This window comes from Marinobacter suaedae, assembly GCF_030519635.1.
GTDB lineage: Bacteria > Pseudomonadota > Gammaproteobacteria > Pseudomonadales > Oleiphilaceae > Marinobacter > Marinobacter suaedae.
Window position 1 is genome coordinate 1062825 of sequence record NZ_JAUMIS010000001.1, and the last position, 15161, is coordinate 1077985.

General features: G+C 60.5%; 16 protein-coding genes. 7 read left to right on the top strand and 9 right to left on the bottom strand.

The annotated features are described in order from the left end of the window. Positions 1-120: 120 nt before the first annotated feature. Positions 121-1416, top strand: coding sequence for a pyridoxal phosphate-dependent aminotransferase (locus tag QVZ43_RS04925; RefSeq protein WP_302909088.1), 1296 nt, complete (start codon positions 121-123; stop codon positions 1414-1416). Positions 1417-1467: 51 nt separating this feature from the next. Next, the gene (locus QVZ43_RS04930) at positions 1468-2292 is read left to right on the top strand and encodes an inositol monophosphatase family protein (RefSeq protein WP_302909089.1); all 825 of its coding nucleotides are present in this window, start codon (positions 1468-1470) and stop codon (positions 2290-2292) included. Here the strand turns inward: QVZ43_RS04930 and slmA are convergent. The 9 genes from slmA to QVZ43_RS04975 form a co-directional block, all read right to left on the bottom strand. Continuing rightward, positions 2283-2885 carry a nucleoid occlusion factor SlmA gene (gene slmA, locus QVZ43_RS04935; RefSeq protein ID WP_302909090.1) on the bottom strand — a complete coding sequence of 201 codons (603 nt, stop codon included), beginning with the start codon at positions 2883-2885 and terminating at the stop codon, positions 2283-2285. The genes QVZ43_RS04930 and slmA overlap by 10 nt on opposite strands. Positions 2886-2972: 87 nt before the next feature. Continuing rightward, on the bottom strand, positions 2973-3782 hold the full coding sequence (locus tag QVZ43_RS04940; protein WP_302909091.1) for a thiazole synthase: 810 nt from the start codon (positions 3780-3782) through the stop codon (positions 2973-2975). A gap of 60 nt (positions 3783-3842) precedes the next feature. After that, positions 3843-4043, bottom strand: coding sequence for a sulfur carrier protein ThiS (gene thiS / locus QVZ43_RS04945; RefSeq protein WP_223794973.1), 201 nt, complete (start codon positions 4041-4043; stop codon positions 3843-3845). 44 nt (positions 4044-4087) lie between these two features. Continuing rightward, positions 4088-4501 (bottom strand): DUF423 domain-containing protein, encoded by a 414-nt coding sequence (locus QVZ43_RS04950; RefSeq protein ID WP_420890888.1) that lies wholly within the window; start codon positions 4499-4501, stop codon positions 4088-4090. Then, on the bottom strand, positions 4491-5291 hold the full coding sequence (locus QVZ43_RS04955; protein ID WP_302909092.1) for a symmetrical bis(5'-nucleosyl)-tetraphosphatase: 801 nt from the start codon (positions 5289-5291) through the stop codon (positions 4491-4493). Before QVZ43_RS04955 ends, QVZ43_RS04950 begins: the two co-directional genes overlap by 11 nt. Continuing rightward, a complete protein-coding gene (gene rsmA / locus QVZ43_RS04960; RefSeq protein ID WP_302909093.1) occupies positions 5284-6117 on the bottom strand; it encodes a 16S rRNA (adenine(1518)-N(6)/adenine(1519)-N(6))-dimethyltransferase RsmA in 834 nt (277 codons plus the stop codon). The genes QVZ43_RS04955 and rsmA overlap by 8 nt, the downstream gene beginning before the upstream one ends. Further along, positions 6114-7124: a 4-hydroxythreonine-4-phosphate dehydrogenase PdxA gene (gene pdxA, locus QVZ43_RS04965; RefSeq protein ID WP_302909094.1), complete on the bottom strand. Its 1011-nt coding sequence runs from the start codon at positions 7122-7124 to the stop codon at positions 6114-6116. Before pdxA ends, rsmA begins: the two co-directional genes overlap by 4 nt. Further along, positions 7121-8464: a peptidylprolyl isomerase gene (locus QVZ43_RS04970; protein WP_302909095.1), complete on the bottom strand. Its 1344-nt coding sequence runs from the start codon at positions 8462-8464 to the stop codon at positions 7121-7123. Before QVZ43_RS04970 ends, pdxA begins: the two co-directional genes overlap by 4 nt. A 59-nt stretch (positions 8465-8523) precedes the next feature. After that, positions 8524-10890 carry an LPS-assembly protein LptD gene (locus tag QVZ43_RS04975; protein ID WP_420890889.1) on the bottom strand — a complete coding sequence of 789 codons (2367 nt, stop codon included), beginning with the start codon at positions 10888-10890 and terminating at the stop codon, positions 8524-8526. Positions 10891-11108: 218 nt separating this feature from the next. Between QVZ43_RS04975 and QVZ43_RS04980 the strand changes: the two genes are divergently transcribed. The 5 genes from QVZ43_RS04980 to QVZ43_RS05000 all read left to right on the top strand — a co-directional run bounded on the left by QVZ43_RS04980 (position 11109) and on the right by QVZ43_RS05000 (position 15092). Further along, complete coding sequence (locus QVZ43_RS04980) at positions 11109-12143, top strand: aminoglycoside phosphotransferase family protein (RefSeq protein ID WP_302909096.1); 1035 nt, start codon at positions 11109-11111, stop codon at positions 12141-12143. Further along, positions 12140-12820: an N-acetylmuramate alpha-1-phosphate uridylyltransferase MurU gene (murU, locus tag QVZ43_RS04985; protein ID WP_302909097.1), complete on the top strand. Its 681-nt coding sequence runs from the start codon at positions 12140-12142 to the stop codon at positions 12818-12820. The genes QVZ43_RS04980 and murU overlap by 4 nt, the downstream gene beginning before the upstream one ends. Before the next feature lie 3 nt (positions 12821-12823). Then, entirely contained in the window at positions 12824-13585 is a 762-nt protein-coding gene (locus QVZ43_RS04990) for a co-chaperone DjlA (protein WP_302909098.1), read from the top strand. A gap of 134 nt (positions 13586-13719) precedes the next feature. Further along, the gene (gene rpe / locus QVZ43_RS04995) at positions 13720-14403 is read left to right on the top strand and encodes a ribulose-phosphate 3-epimerase (RefSeq protein ID WP_302909099.1); all 684 of its coding nucleotides are present in this window, start codon (positions 13720-13722) and stop codon (positions 14401-14403) included. Continuing rightward, positions 14403-15092, top strand: coding sequence for a phosphoglycolate phosphatase (locus QVZ43_RS05000; protein WP_302909100.1), 690 nt, complete (start codon positions 14403-14405; stop codon positions 15090-15092). The genes rpe and QVZ43_RS05000 overlap by 1 nt, the downstream gene beginning before the upstream one ends. Positions 15093-15161: the final 69 nt, after the last annotated feature.

Consider the following 15161-nt stretch of genomic DNA (forward strand, 5'->3'; position numbering starts at 1 on the left):
CCCTTGGATACCGACCAAAGTCTCACTCGAAATACGGCAACCACGTACCCCGGCCTTGCTAACAAGCGGCGCTTGGTTTCATATACTGATTCGGTCACTTTTTCACCACAGGCTGGGAATATGGATATCCACACCGAACATCGCTATGCCATTAACCTGAATGTCCGGGGCATTCAGCCGTCTTCCACCCTTCGCATCAATGAACTGAGCAACCACCTGAAGGCGGAGGGCAAGGACATCATCAAGCTGGGCCTGGGGCAGTCGCCCTTCCCGGTACCCGAACGGGTAGTCAGGGCACTGCAGGACCACGCACAGGAAAAGGACTACCTGCCAGTTAAAGGACTGAAGGGCCTACGCCAAGCGATTTCCGGATACATCAACCGGAAAGCCAAACTCAGCAGTAGCTGGGAGGACGTACTCATTGGCCCGGGCTCCAAGGAGCTGCTGTTCATCCTGCAGCTGGCCTACTACGGTGACCTGCTCATTCCCCGGCCAAGCTGGGTCTCCTATGCCCCGCAAGCGCGGATCATTGGCCGCTCCGTGCACTGGCTGCCAACCCACGCCGAGAACAACTGGCAACTGACCGCTGAAGAACTGGATATCATCTGCCGGGATGACCCCACACGCCCCCGCATCCTGATTCTCAATTACCCGTCCAATCCCACGGGCTGCACCTACACGGAAGAACAGCTACTGGCGATTGCCAACGTAGCCCGCAAGTACCGGCTGATTCTGCTGTCGGACGAAATCTACGGTGAGGTGCATTTCGAGGGCAAACACAAATCCATCGCCCGCTATTACCCCGAGGGCACCATCATCAGCACCGGCCTGAGCAAGTGGGCAGGGGCTGGTGGCTGGCGCCTGGGCACCTTCATCTTCCCGCCCGAGCTGCGGCCACTGCTGGACGCCATGGCCATTATTGCCAGCGAGACGTTCACCTCCACCAGCGCCCCTATCCAGTACGCCGCCATTCCGGCGTTCGAGGGCGGCGATGACATCGAGGAATACCTGGTTCAGTCGCGACGGGTGCTCAAGGTGATCGGGGAGTATGTGCATCGAAGACTCTCTGACATGGGCGCCGAGGTTCAGAAACCCGAGGGTGCCTTCTACCTGTTCCCGAACTTTTCCAGCTTCCGGGAGATCCTCGCCAAACGGGACATCAAGACCAGCCAGGCCTTTTGTCAGGCGCTGCTTGAAAGCACCGGCGTGGCGACTCTGCCCGCCAGTGATTTCGGCTTCGTGCCCGATCATCTGGGGGCCCGGCTGGCGTTCGTCGACTTTGACGGCGCACAGGCACTGACCATGGCAGCGTCCGAGTTTGGCGATTACGAGCTGAACGATGAATTCGTCCAGAAAGCCTGCCCGCGCATCGTCATGGCCATGGACAAAATGGAGCACTGGCTGGGCAGCCTCTGACCCGCCCGTGCTAGACTGGTGCCCTCAATTTGACTGCATTCTGGGGGCACCGTGACCAACCCGACATCCGTCACCGAGATCACCGATTTCGCCGAAACCATCGCCCGGGAAGCGGGTGAGCTGATTGTTCGTGAACGGGAACAGAATACCCTGCGCACGGATTACAAGGCACAAACGGAACTGGTGACCCACGCGGATGTGCTGGCGGATCAGCTTATCACCGACGCCATCCGGAAACGTTTTCCCGGGCACAGGATTCTGTCCGAGGAAACCATGCCGGACCTGAGCCAGGCCGAGCATCTGGACACGCCGCTGTGGATCGTCGACCCCATTGACGGCACTGTTAACTACGCCTACGGACACCCCCAGGTGGGGGTGTCGATAGCCTATGCGGAAATGGGGCGGGTTCAGGCGGGTGTGGTGCATGCGCCCTTCGCTGGCGAGACCTTCCGGGGTACACGCGGCGATGGCGCGACACTGAACGGCAAAGTTATACAGCACAGTGGCGCGACCGAACTGCGCCAGTCTCTGTTTGCCACTGGCTTTCCCTACACCAAGGACAACCTTGAGCCATTGGTCAAACGGCTGGATGCGATGATTCACCAGTGTCGGGATCTGCGCCGGATTGGCTCAGCGGCACTGGATATCTGCTGGGTGGCGTGTGGCCGACTGGATATCTACTACGAAAACGTCAGCCCCTGGGACTTTGCCGCTGCCCGCCTGATCGCGCTGGAGGCGGGAGCAACCGCAGGGCATTTCAGCGACGTTCCGGACGGCTACCCGGCAGACCTGTGGGGACGGGATATCCTGATCTCCGCCCCTGACATCTGGCAGGGCGCGCGCGAATTGCTAAGATCCGCGTCCGGTTACGCGTAGGCCGGTTGTTCCCAGACACTGTCGACCATCAGGCCCCAGCTCTCGTCCAGATCAGCCGATGGTAGGCGGCTGAAGGATGAGCGGATAAAGCGCTGGATTTTACCTTCGACAAACACCAGCACGAACTCGGCACCCCGTGCCGGACTGGTCCGGGGCCGAATGCCCTGGCGAATCTCGCCTTCCTTCAGAACCTGCCGGACCTGGGTTTCGAGGCGCTCGAAGAACTGGGATGCCCGTTTGCGTAGGGCCTCGTTCTCGCCCATCAGGGCATCACCGGTCAGCACGCAGCACAGGCCCGGATTCCGCTCGGCAAACACCAGGACCAGATGCACCAGCTGCTGCAGACGCACGGCAACATCGTCCTGCTCCTGCAGAATCGTCTGGCAACGGGTAAACACTGCCTCTTCCGCGAATTCGATCAACGCCTCGAACATCTTTCGCTTGCTGGGAAAGTGCCGGTACAGCGCGGCCTCGGTAACGCCAACGGATTTGGCCAGGCCAGCGGTGGTAATGCGGGCGCCCGGGTCGTTTTCTAGCAACTCCACCAGGGCGTGAAGAATCGCCTCGCGGCGACTGGTTTTTTGGTCGGTCATGACAGGACTGCAGTGCTCTGTTGTTCGTTGGCCGAGCCGACTCAGCAGCCGGCCCAGAAATTCTTATGAGGGGAATTGTGCACCAGATCAGAAAAAGGTGCCATCAATGGGCGACGATGCACTGGCATAGAGTTTCTTGGGCATGCGCCCGGCAAGGTAAGCTTCCCGTCCTGCATCAATGGCATAGCGCATGGCACGGGCCATCCGGACGGGATCTTTGGCCTGGGCAATAGCGGTATTCATCAATACCCCATCACACCCCAGTTCCATGGCAATGGTCGCATCCGAGGCCGTTCCCACGCCCGCATCCACCAGCACCGGCACCCGGGCATTCTCGACGATCAGGCGAATATTGTAACGGTTCTGGATACCCAGCCCCGAGCCAATGGGGGCGCCCAGCGGCATGATAGCGACACACCCCATTTCTTCCAGCCGCTTGGCCAGCAATGGATCATCGGAGCAATAGACCATGACCTTGAAGCCATCGTTCACCAGCGCTTCGGCCGCCAGCAGGGTTTCCGTCATGTCCGGATACAGGGTTTTCTCTTCCCCCAGCACTTCCAGTTTGACCAGGTCATGGCCATCCAGCAGTTCACGGGCCAGTTTGCAGGTACGAACGGCGTCTTTTGCGGTGTAGCAGCCGGCGGTATTGGGCAAGATGGTGTATCGGGCCGGCGAGATCACATCCAGCAGGTTGGGTTCGTCCGGGTTCTGGCCAAGGTTGGCCCGTCGCACGGCCACGGTAACAATGTCTGCTCCACTGGCTTCGATGGCCTGTCCGGTTTCGGTCAGGTCCCGGTACTTTCCGGTACCCACCAGGAGCCGGGAAGCGAACGTCTGGCCGGCAATGCGCAACGGATTGTCTTCAGGCAACGTATTCGATTGGGATTCACTCATAACCTTCCTTGCGTCTTCGAATGTATTGAGGGGCACTGCATGTGGGAAAGAGCTCAGGAATCAGCCGCCACCAATAGCCTGGACCACCTCCACCCGGTCGCCCTCGCTGAGGGTAAAATCACCATGTTGGCTACGCGGCACGATGTCCTCGTTAACCTCCACAGCCAGACGTTTTCCGGCGAGCGCCATCTGTTCTATCAGCGTCGAGACGGTCGCGCGGGAAGGTAGCTCCATCGATTCGCCATTCACGTGTACCAGCATCCGGTTTACCTCGTCGCCATCGTATCCAGCCAGCGGCTGAACCATCACGGTGCCCGGCGTAACGCCGCCACAATAATCAGTGCCCAGCCGGCCATCAAGCAAACCCCGCCCAGGGGAGTTACCGGGCCAACCCAGCGCATGTCGGTCAGCACCAGCAAATACAAACTGCCGCTAAACATCAGGATGCCCGTCAGAAACAAACCTGCGGCCATCATCAGCAAACGCCGGCTCAATCCGTTGGCCGACAGCAGCGCGACCAGCACCAGCGCAATGGCATGGTAGAACTGGTAAGTGACTGCGGTGTCGAATACCTCAAGCCCACGTCCTTCGAGTACCCCCCGCAGGGCATGGGCACCCATGGCGCCGGCAATGACCGACAACAGCGCCAGAAATGCGCCCAACACCAAAGGCAAACGCATCAGACGAGGGTTGTCGGCGGCCACAGGTTCAGCAGTCACAGTGCAGCTTCTCGCCGGTATCCAGATTCATGATGGTCAGGGCCCCGCCCCAGACACAGCCCGTGTCCAGGCCGATGAAGCGATCCTGCCCGGTCTCTCCTTCCAGCGCCGCCCAGTGACCAAACACGATCCGGACGTCGTCCTCCCGGGGGAACTCGAACCAGGGGGCATAGCCTTCGGGGGCGGTGTCGACACCCTCCTTGGAACTCAGTTCCAGCGCGCCGTGCTCGTCGATAAAACGCATTCGGGTGAAATAGTTGGTGACAACCCGCCAGCGCTCGGCACCCTCAAGCTTCTTGCTCCACCGGTCCGGCTCGTTACCGTACATGTGTGTGAAATACTCTTCGGCTTGCCTGCTCCGAATCACCGACTCCACCTCTTGCGCCAACGATACCGCCTGTTTGACGCTCCAGATATGGGGAATACCGGCATGGGCCATTACCAGGTTTCGTTTCTTGTCGTGGATACACAGCCGTTGTTGCCGGAGCCAATCCACCAGCCTGTCATGGTCGGGGGCGTCAAGAATGTCAGCAAAGGTATCTTTCTTGCGGGGCTGATGGCCGCCGATGGCAACCGCCAGCAGATGCAGATCGTGATTACCCAGCACCACCTGGGCGGACTCACCCATCTGCTCGATAAATCGCAGGGTTTCCAGGGACGACGGCCCGCGGTTAATCAGGTCCCCGGCCACCCAGAGCCGGTCCCGGGACGGCGAGAAAGACACCTTGTCCAACACTTCCCGAAGCCGGTCATAGCAGCCCTGAATGTCGCCAATGGCGTAGTCAGTCATTACTTACATCCGATACGTCTTCACTATCGCCTTTGTGTTCAGCCAGAAAGTCGGCAATACGCACATAATCCGCCAGTGTGAGGTTCTCCGGACGCAGCCCGTCATTGATGCCCATGCCCTGGAGCTGCTCGGCGGTCACCAGGCCACCCAGGGCCTTGCGCAGGGTCTTGCGGCGGGCGTTAAAGGCGGTGCGGACCACGGCCTGCAGCACCGTGAGGTCTGTGGCCGGATGAGGCAAGGTTTCATGGGGCACCAGCCGGACAATGGCGGAATCCACTTTCGGCGCCGGTCGGAAGGCCCCTGGCCCCACTTCGAACAGTGGCTGAACCTTGCAGAAATACTGGGCCATGATACCCAGCCGGCCATAGTTGTTATCGCCGGGTATCGCCGCCAGCCGCTGTACCACTTCCTTTTGCAGCATGAAATGCATGTCTTTCACCACGCCGGCCTGCTCAAGCAAATGGAAAATCAAGGGCGTGGAGATGTTGTACGGCAGGTTGCCGACGATCCGAAGCGGCTTGCCATCCCGAACCAGCTGGCTGAAATCGAACTTCAGCGCGTCGGCTTCGTGGATACGGAACTCCGGGTAATTGAAAAACTTGGTGCGAAGTACCGGGATCAGGTCGCGATCCAGCTCCACCACCTGCAGGGACGGATTGACCGCCAGAATCTCCTCGGTCAGGGCGCCCAGCCCGGGCCCGATCTCCACCATGGTGTCGTCGGGTTTGGGGTTGATCGACCGGACGATGCGTTCGATCACCCCGGGGTCATGGAGGAAGTTCTGGCCAAACCGTTTTCTGGCCTGGTGGCCGCCTTTGTTACTCACGAATCCAATCCTCGGTTCACGTTTTTTCGGCTTCGGGCCATGTGGGCGCCAACACGGATGGCGGTGTGCAGGCTGCCGGCATCGGCCTTGCCAGTCCCGGCCAGATCCAGTGCGGTACCGTGGTCCACCGACGTCCTGACAATGGGCAGGCCGAGGGTGACATTCACCGCGCGGCCAAAACCCTGGTACTTCAGCACGGGCAGGCCCTGGTCGTGGTACATCGCCAACGCCGCATCGGCCTGGTCCAGCCAGTGGGGCGTGAACAAAGTATCCGCCGGCAACGGCCCGATCAGCTTCAGACCCTCGGAACGCAGACGCTCCAGAGTAGGTTCGATGGTATCCAGCTCTTCGCGACCGAGGTGTCCGCCCTCACCCGCATGGGGATTCAGACCAGCCACCAGGATGCGCGGCTGTTCGATGCCGAAGAAGGTTCTAAGATCGGCATCAAGGATTCGGGCCACCTGTATCAGCCGCTCCGGGGTAATGGCCGCAGGCACATCCTTGAGCGGCAGGTGAGTCGTCACCAGCGCCACCCTGAGGTCGTCGGTAGCCAGCATCATCACCACCCGCTCCACACCACACAGTTCCTGCAGGAACTCGGTGTGGCCACTGAACTCGATACCTGCCTCGTTGATCACACCTTTGTGCACTGGCGCCGTCACCATGCCGTCGAACTCACCCTTCAGGCAGCCGCGGGCTGCAGTCTCCAGGGTTTCCAGTACATAAGCGCTGTTGGCGGGATCCAGTTTGCCGGCATCGACAGAGTGGCAACCGGCAATATCCAGCACCGACAGACTGCCGGCAGCCTGGGAGGGCGCATCACCTGGCGCCCAGTCATGCCAATTGACCGTCACACCCAGCAAACGAGCGCGGGCAGCCAGCAGTTCTTTGCTGGCCACCACCACAAGCCCTGCCTCACGGGGCTCGGCCGCAAGCTGCAGGCAAAGCTCCGGGCCTATGCCACCGGGCTCGCCGGCGGTCAGCGCCAGGGTCACAGGATCAGTCATGATTCGCGGCCGGCTTCCTCAGCAGTATCGTTATCAGCGTACTCACCCTTGAACTCGATAAAGGCCTCGTCCTGGATTTCTCTCAACCAGTTCTGCAGTTCGGCCTCGAACTTGCGACGATAGATCGCCTGACGCGCTTCGGACTGGCGCATTTCGCCACTCACATCCTTCTGACGGCGTTCCTGAACCTGAAGAATGTGCCATCCGAACTGGGACCGGAATGGCCCCTTCAGTTCACCGATGTTGGCTTCCAGCATGGCCTGCTCAAACTCGGGAACCATCTGCCCGCGGCTCACCCAGTCCAGATTTCCGCCATCGGAGCCTGAGACCGGATCGTCCGAAAATTCCCTGGCCAGCTCCGCAAAGTCGGCGCCCTGCTCCAGTCGACGGTACAGGTCGCGAATTTTGGCTTCAGCCTGAGCGTCCGTCACCGCCTCGGATGGACGAATCAGGATGTGGCGCGTCTTGTGTTGTTCTACCAGCTGCGCCTGATCACCACCGCGACGGTCCAACACCATCACCAGGTAAAAACCGCTGTTGTTCTCAAGGACTCGGGAAGGAACACCCACCGACAGGTCCGGTACCACCGGCGCAATCAGGGAGGGCAACTGGCTCTCTGTCCGCCAGCCCATATCACCACCCTCAAGGGCGTTGCTGGCATCGGATTCCGCCACGGCAACCTCACGGAAATCCCGTCCGTCGATAATCTCCTCGCGCAGGGCCTCGGCCTTGGTCCGGGCTTCGGCCACGGACTCCTCACTGCCCGGATCTTCCGCTTCAATCAGGATATAGGCCAGACGGTACTCGGCACTGCTCTCACCCCGACTTTCCAGGGCGGCCAGGTAATTGTCGACTTCCCGGTCCGTGACCCGCACCCGATTGCCCACCCGGCGCTGCTGGACGCGGCTGATCAGCATCTCGGTGCGAATCTGGTCCCGGGCCTGGCGAAAAGTCACACCTTCGGTGGCCAGTTGCTGTTCGAACTGGTCCATGCTCATGCCATTGCGGCGCATGATGTTGGCCATGGTTTCGTTCAGTTCGTTGTCGCTGATGCGCATGCCCATTCTGTCGGCCATCTGTAACTGAATGGACTCGACAATCAGCTGGTCCAGCACCCGACTCTCGAGCACCTCCCGTGGCGGCAGACCGGTGCCCTGAGCCTGCAGGCGGCTGACAATGGTGCCGATTCGATTTTCCAGCTCGGTCTGGAGGACCACGTCGTCATCCACGATAGCAACCACTTGATCCAACAGCTTGCGCTCTGCCTGTGCATACACACTCAGCGAGGTCAGCGCGATCAGCAATAATGTTTGGACAACGTGGCGAACAGTCGCCTTCATAGACACCTCTTGTAAATAATGAACTGCGGGCGGAATACCCGGTTTAGTCATGACGGGAATCAGGGAGTTCCAAACCGGCGACGTTCCCGCTCATCAAACCCGTATATGGCATCGGCGATGTTGCTGGAAGCACCTCCGGTGCCGCCCAGCCCCTTGAGCTGAATCTGGAACAACAGACGCGTATCCAGTTCGCGATCGTCGGTCAGGTAATTCTGGTGCACCACCTGGAAGCTCCAGCAACAGTTGTTGTACTCCAGGCCAGCCAGCGATCCGACGGTGCGATCCAGCCTGGAGTCATACACCCAGCGGCCGATCAGACTAACACGATCTGTGACCGGAACAACCGCCGCCAGATCGGACTGTTCAATCTCGCTCTTGCGATAGGTGTGCCCCACACTGGCCAGGTACCGGTAGTCGTCGGAATAATAGACAAGCTGGCTGCGGCCTTCTTCGGTTTCACCGGTTTCAGCATCCCAGAGGCCGGAGGAACGTATCTCGAGATTATCCACCGGATACACGGCCAGCTCGCCGGCCAAGGGTGACCGACTGCGAGTCGCATCGCCCTGGCCGAATAACGTGACCTCGCGGTCCCGGAAATACTGGACCTGACCAATGCTGAACCGGGCCCGCTCGGCCCCCGTCATCAGGTCGTTGAAGCGACTGGTGAGTGCGACAGTCAGCTGATTGGCGTCACCAACCCGGTCGCCGCCGGTGAAGCGGTCCGGCCGGAACAACTGATCGAAGCGGAAGGTCTGCAGGTCGGTATCGAAGTCCGGGATGTCGTTCTGGTCAGCATCGGCATCGGCCCAGGCGTAATACAGACGCGGCTCGAGGCTCTGGTTGTACGGCGTACCAAACAGGCTGGACCGGCGGTCGAAGTAAAGACCGCTGTCCCACTCGGCGATGGGCACGGTACGGTCGAAACTGCTGTCACCCAGCGTGTAATCCTCCAGGTCGTAACGGGTGTAGTCCACGCTGACCGAGGGCCGGGCAAAGCCCCAGATCGCGCGCATGGGCACCGCCAGCTCCGGCACCGCGCGAATGCGTTGTCCGTTCGCCCGGTCCAGCCCGGCGAGGTTCTCGTTTTCCCGTTCGAACCAGGTGTACTGACTCTCCAAACCGGCCTCCAGCCAGCCGATATCCCGGACCGTGCCGTACAGCACATCCGGCAGTTGGGCATAGGGTTTGTCCACATCGGTAATGCGGTCGGCGATGGTCTGATAATCGCTGAGGTACGCATCAAAATACTGAACCCGGTCCCGATAGCGGAAGCCGCCACGGCGCTCAAGATGGGTGGCCTGATTGATGTCCAGACTCCGGTTCAGGTCACTCAGATAATCCTCGTCGCTGACCACCGAGTAGTCACCATAACCAACCCAGCCGCTGCTGAACCGGGCCCGTGTGGTGGCATCCAGAGCCCAGCGCCCCCCCCCTTCCCCCGGGTTCTCCTGCTTGAAATAGGAGTCATTGCCGATGTAACCGACCTGCAGGGTGGTTTGCCCCAGCGAAGTCAGGTAACGGCCTTCCACCTCGGTAAACAGGCCCCGGCCGTGAATGTACTGGGGTGTCAGGGTGGCATCGTAATGGGGGGCCAGGTTCAGGTAATAAGGCAGCGCGATGAATCCACCGCTGTCGGCGCTCGACGAGCCAAACTGGGGGTACAGGAAACCGGTCTTGCGACGGTCATCGATAGGAAAGCTGGCCCAGGGCCAGTAGAACACCGGCACATCCAGCACCTCCAGGCGCAGATGCTTTGCCGTGCCGAAGCCTTCGGCCCGATCCAGCTCGATGTCCGACGCCACAATCGCCCAGTCATTCTGGCCCGGACCGCAGGTGGTAAGCATGCCATCCTGAATCAGTACCAGATTATTGCTGAGCCGGGTAAGGCTACCGGCGCTGCCCCGCATTTCCTGTTCGTGGAGAAGGAAGGTGGCGGTATTCAGATCGAATTGCCCGGAGTCCACATCGTACCGGGCCGAGTCACCGGTCATCAGGAAGCCTTCACCCCGGCTGACCAGGCCGCCATCCACCGACACCGTACCTTCGGTCTGGCTGTATCGCGCCTGGGAGCCCTGCACCTCAAAGCTGCCCTGCCGTACCCGAACATCGCCTTCCAGGTAGAGCGTCTGGTCAATCTCATAACGCGCACTCAAACCGCTGGCCTGCAGCGGTTGGCCACTGTTGTCCACGCGCCCCTGCGGGGTATCCGTCACCGCGCCCGACGGCAGATAGCCGCCCTCGCAAAACACTGGCAGTTCCGCACGAACGGATTCCGGCAATTCGGCCCTCGGCCGCCAGTCAATTTCTGCCGCCGACGATGACGTTTGTTCCTGCGCCAGGGCAACCGACACTCCGCCCAGCGCAGCCAGCGCAAGGCTCCCTAACCGGGACACTGAGGTCAGCAGACGGCGTTGTGAGGTTGGCACAGTAACAGGTCCCTGTTGCAGAAAAGTGGGCCGGGTAAGAAATTCAGGCGCCTAGTTTACACGGGCCCTGAAGGCTTGTTAACGGAAACACCACCACTTGTGTATCGCCGTATTCCGCATGGTGTACCTGCCACCTGACGCGACTGGTCAGCGTCCGGCCGGTCTGCTAACTTTCGCTGACAGCGATTCGCCAACACTTCAGGATAGCAGTCCCCACCATGGATTCCCGTCTGCAGATGCTGACCGACTGGGTCAGACAGTTTTCCGGCCTTGAGCAGGCCGAAGCCGAGCCGGTTTCCGGCGATGCCAGTTTTCGCCGTTACTTCCGGGTTCATCGCCGCGGGGAGGCAGGGCAGTCCACGCCCCTGATCGTCATGGACGCACCGCCTGAACACGAGGATTGCGTACCGTTCGTGACACTGGCCCGGCACTGGCACCAGCATGGTGTTGGTGTGCCCGATATTCTGCAGGAGGACCTGGACCTGGGCTTCCTGCTGCTGGAGGACCTGGGCGACGACCTGATGCTCGGCCAGCTCAACGAACAGACCGCCGACCGGCTTTATCGGGGTGCGCTGACCGAACTGGTGGACATCCAGCGGCTCAAGTCACCGAAAACCTACCCTCTGCCCCGATACGACGAAGCCTTGCTGGATCGTGAAATGGCCCTGTTTCCGGACTGGCTGCTGGAGCAATATCTGGGGCTCTCGCTGGGCAACAGTGAACGCGCCCTGCTGGACACCACCTTTGCCTTTCTGCGGGAAAGTGCCCTTGCCCAGCCCGAGGTAACCGTGCATCGGGACTACCACTCCCGCAACCTGCTGGTTCGCCCCGGCACCGACCGCCCTGGCGTCATCGATTTTCAGGATGCCGTCACCGGCCCGATCACGTACGACGCGGTCTCTCTGTTAAAAGATTGCTATATCCAGTGGCCCGAAGAAAACATCTGCGACTGGCTGGAGATCTTCCGCACTCAAAGTGCCGATGCTGGCCTGCACCGGGCGGATCCGGAGACCTTCCGTCAATGGTTTGAGCTCATGGGTATGCAGCGCCACCTCAAAGCCGCCGGCATTTTCGCCCGCCTGTGCATCCGTGACGGCAAGCAGGGCTACCTGGGCGACATCCCCCGAACCGTGGGTTACCTGAAGACCGCCAGCAGTCGCCAGCCTGCGCTCCGGCACTTCCATGAATGGCTGGTAGACAAGGTGATCCCGGCGATCGAGCAACGCATTGCCCCGCTGCCGGAGCAGCCATGAGAGCCATCGTCCTGGCTGCGGGCAAGGGCGAACGGATGCGACCGTTAACCCTGACCACCCCCAAGCCCCTGCTGGAAGCCGGCGGCAAACCGCTGATCGTCCACCATCTGGAGCACCTTCAACGGGCAGGCTTCCGGGACGTGGTCATCAACCACGCATGGCTGGGTTCAAAAATCGAGCAGGCACTCGGTAACGGTGAACAGTTTGGCCTGCAACTTCATTACTCCCGCGAGGGCGAACCGCTGGAAACCGCCGGTGGCATTGCCCGGGCACTGCCCATGCTGACAGACGAACACAACGAGTGGTTTCTGGTGGTGAACGGCGATGTGTGGAGCGACTTTGAATTCGCCCGCCTGAGCCCGCCTGCACAGGGCGATGCCCTGCTGGTGATGACCGACAACCCCGACCACCATCCCGACGGGGACTTTCACCTTGGCGAAGACGGTCTACTGGTTGAAGATAAGTCGCCGAAACTGACATATACTGGCATCAGCCTGCTGCATCGGCGACTGTTCGATGGCCTGGACGACCAGTCCGGCAAACTGGGACCCGTGTTGCGCCAGGCGATGAACAATAAACGTGTACACGGCCTCTACCATTCGGGAAAATGGGTGGACGTTGGCACCCCGGAACGACTCAGGGAACTGGACGAACAACTCCAGCACAGGGAGCTTTAAGGAATGGAGGAAAGCCCGCAGCAGCCGGCCCTGCCGCGCCGCCTGGAGGCGGAATTTACCAGTCTGTTGCGGGAGCTGTCCGCCTGCGGGCACCAGACCACCACACTGCTGGAACGAGTCGGCCTGCCTTTCTGGTGCCGTCAGTCACTATTCTTTTTTCTCGGTTACATTGCCAAATCCGAAGGCCGGGTGACCGAAGCCGACATCACCTACGCCGAGGGACTGATCAAGGCGCTCCGCCTGTCTCGGCGCCAGCGCCGGAAAGCCATAGGCTGGTTTCAGGACGGAAAAGCCGTTGAGGATCTGCCTGCGCGAAGCGGCCTTGCCGTGCGGATCACCCGACGACTGATGCCGGTGCCCGCGCTCATTACAGCCTTCTGTCTTTGCCATGCCTCGCAACTGAAGGGCCGCCCCACCCGAGCCCGCCGTTACCGCTGTGAAGACGCCATTGACCAGATGGGCCTGCCCGTTATCGTCAGCGACGACATCTTTGACAGCTACGCCCGCAAGATCTGGATTCGCCACGCCGAAAACCTGGCCCCACCGGTCAGTTACGAACAGGCCTGCAATCTTCTGGGCGTAACCCGGCGGGACTCACTGCCCATTATCAAACGCGCCTACAAAAAGAAGGTGTCAGGCTGCCATCCTGACAAATTGTCACAACAAGGTGTCACTCCCGAAGAAGCCGAACTGGCGAAACAACGCTTGCTGACCTATCAACAGGCCTGGGAACTGGTCAAGCGCCGTCATCGTATTGCCAGGTGAACGGCGCTTTTTGCCCATCCGGCACTGAGAAATCACCGGGCATGCTGTTAAACTAAGCCGCGATTTCACATGGCATGGACGGCCGACCACTGATTCTGAACGGATTCGCGCACACAGTTATCGAGAGAGCCTTCATGAACCCATATCTCATCGCACCATCTATCCTGTCTGCCGATTTCGCCCGACTCGGAGAAGAGGTTGATCACGTTCTCGCGGCCGGCGCGGATATCGTTCATTTCGATGTCATGGACAACCACTACGTCCCCAACCTGACCATCGGCCCCATGGTGTGCGAGGCCCTGCGCAAGCACGGCGTTACCGCCCCCATCGATGTACACCTGATGGTCTCCCCGGTCGACGACCTGATCCGCATGTTCATTGATGCTGGCGCCACTTACATCACCTTCCACCCGGAAGCCAGCAACCACATCGACCGCTCCCTCCAGCTGATCCGTGACGGTGGCTGCAAGGCAGGACTGGTGTTCAACCCGGCCACACCACTGCATTACATGGACCACGTCATGGACAAGCTCGACATGGTGTTGCTGATGTCCGTCAACCCGGGCTTTGGCGGGCAGAAGTTCATTCCGGGCACCCTGGACAAACTGCGGGAAGCGCGCCGACGAATCGATGAGAGCAACTTCAACATCCGTCTGGAAATCGATGGCGGGGTGAAAACCGACAACATCCGTGAGATTGCCGAAGCCGGCGCAGACACCTTTGTCGCCGGCTCGGCAATCTTCAACACCGATGACTACAAAGCCACCATCGATGCCATGCGCCAGGAACTGGAGCAGGCCCGCGGGAGCCTTGCCTGATGAGTCTGTCTGGCCTGTTCAACCCCCGGTGGCCCGGTGTCGCCCTGTTTGATCTGGACGGAACTCTGGTCGACAGCGCACCAGACCTGACCGCCGCCGTCGACCAGATGCTGGCACATTTGGGTCGGTCTCCCGCCGGCATTGACCGTGTCCGCCAGTGGGTGGGGCTGGGCTCACCGATCCTGGTTCGCCGGGCTCTGGCCGGCGACATTAACTGGGAACCGCCCCGGCCCAAAGACGATGCCCTGTTCAACGATGCACTGAACATTTTCTACCACTGCTATGGGCAGATAAACGGCCAGCACGCCAAGGTCTACGAGGGTGTTGAGTCCTGCATCTACAGGCTCAAGGAACATGGCTGTCGACTGGGCGTGGTCACCAACAAGCCAGAGCAGTTTGTGTCACCTCTCCTGAAACGACTGAGACTTGACCACCATTTCGACATCCAGATCGGTGGCGACACCCTGCCCCAGAAGAAGCCCCATCCATCGCCCCTGCTCCATGCGATGAAAGTGCTCGGCGGCACCCGGGGCACCACGGTGATGGTGGGCGATTCGGCCGCGGACGTGTCGGCGGCGCAGGCTGCAGGCATCCCCTGCGTGGCGGTTCGATACGGGTACAATTTCGGCAAGCCGGTGGACTCGCTGGGCGCCGACGCTGTTGTTGATTCACTGGCCGAGCTTTTGTAAGCTCCCGAGACACTTACACTGACCTTCTGATCTGGGAGATTCCTGCCGTGCAGGGACTGAAGCTGACAG

Excerpts from the sequence above, each read along its gene's own strand:
- QVZ43_RS04925 (WP_302909088.1), top strand. The coding sequence starts at position 121 with ATGGATATCCACACCGAACATCGCTATGCCATTAACCTGAATGTCCGG.
- slmA (WP_302909090.1), bottom strand. The coding sequence starts at position 2,885 with ATGACCGACCAAAAAACCAGTCGCCGCGAGGCGATTCTTCACGCCCTG.
- QVZ43_RS04940 (WP_302909091.1), bottom strand. The coding sequence starts at position 3,782 with ATGAGTGAATCCCAATCGAATACGTTGCCTGAAGACAATCCGTTGCGC.
- thiS (WP_223794973.1), bottom strand. The coding sequence starts at position 4,043 with ATGCTGGTACACGTGAATGGCGAATCGATGGAGCTACCTTCCCGCGCG.
- QVZ43_RS04955 (WP_302909092.1), bottom strand. The coding sequence starts at position 5,291 with ATGACTGACTACGCCATTGGCGACATTCAGGGCTGCTATGACCGGCTT.
- pdxA (WP_302909094.1), bottom strand. The coding sequence starts at position 7,124 with ATGACTGATCCTGTGACCCTGGCGCTGACCGCCGGCGAGCCCGGTGGC.
- QVZ43_RS04970 (WP_302909095.1), bottom strand. The coding sequence starts at position 8,464 with ATGAAGGCGACTGTTCGCCACGTTGTCCAAACATTATTGCTGATCGCG.
- QVZ43_RS04980 (WP_302909096.1), top strand. The coding sequence starts at position 11,109 with ATGGATTCCCGTCTGCAGATGCTGACCGACTGGGTCAGACAGTTTTCC.
- murU (WP_302909097.1), top strand. The coding sequence starts at position 12,140 with ATGAGAGCCATCGTCCTGGCTGCGGGCAAGGGCGAACGGATGCGACCG.
- QVZ43_RS04990 (WP_302909098.1), top strand. The coding sequence starts at position 12,824 with ATGGAGGAAAGCCCGCAGCAGCCGGCCCTGCCGCGCCGCCTGGAGGCG.
- rpe (WP_302909099.1), top strand. The coding sequence starts at position 13,720 with ATGAACCCATATCTCATCGCACCATCTATCCTGTCTGCCGATTTCGCC.
- QVZ43_RS05000 (WP_302909100.1), top strand. The coding sequence starts at position 14,403 with ATGAGTCTGTCTGGCCTGTTCAACCCCCGGTGGCCCGGTGTCGCCCTG.